The organism is Mycobacterium sp. 852002-51613_SCH5001154 (genome assembly GCF_001667425.1).
In the GTDB taxonomy this organism is placed as follows: Bacteria; Actinomycetota; Actinomycetes; order Mycobacteriales; family Mycobacteriaceae; genus Mycobacterium.
In genome coordinates this window covers 1-565 of record NZ_LZII01000030.1, presented here as the reverse complement: position 1 = coordinate 565, position 565 = coordinate 1, and the positions used below count along the sequence as shown (strand labels likewise).

General features: G+C 70.6%; 2 pseudogenes. One reads left to right on the top strand and one right to left on the bottom strand.

The window, feature by feature from the left end:
* Positions 1-332, bottom strand: a pseudogene (locus A5750_RS07745) (TetR family transcriptional regulator); the annotation flags it as partial.
* 143 nt (positions 333-475) lie between these two features.
* Here A5750_RS07745 and A5750_RS26275 point away from each other — a divergent pair.
* Positions 476-565 (top strand): annotated as a pseudogene (locus tag A5750_RS26275) (TetR/AcrR family transcriptional regulator); the annotation flags it as partial.

Below are 565 nucleotides of genomic sequence, written 5' to 3'. Positions count from 1 at the left end.
ACGCCGCTGGCCGGATGCTCGCTGCTTTCACTGCGAATGGCCCGATCGAAGGCGGCCAGATGGGGGTACTCGCGCATCAACCTGCTCGACTCGTCCAACACCGCTGCCAGGCGATCGACCGCGCCGTCGGCCCGCGCGGCGACGGCCCGCAGCCGAGGTGACGCGATGCCCTCCATTTCGGTGACGTCCGCGGTGCGGGCGATCTCACGGATGGTGGCGCGGGAGTACCCCACCGTGGCCACACACCGCATCGTGGCGACGATGATCCGCGCACGCGTCTGCTCCCCGTCGGCGCCCACCGGGCGGCCCAATTGCGACTGCGCGACGCTCATGCCGCGCGGAACCCGCCGCAGGTTCGTCCATCACACACTGCGCACCTCCGCGCGGAAGCCCAAACTAATCGATCACTCGATTATATTCGACCGTGTCGGGCACCCAGAGCCGGCGGACAGGACGCGCGAGTGGGGAGAGCACGGTGACGCGGGCGCAGCGTGGGCGCCCGGTCGGCGCCAGCGGCGAGGAGACCCGCCGGCGGATCATCGTCGCCACGATGCGGTGTGTGGCC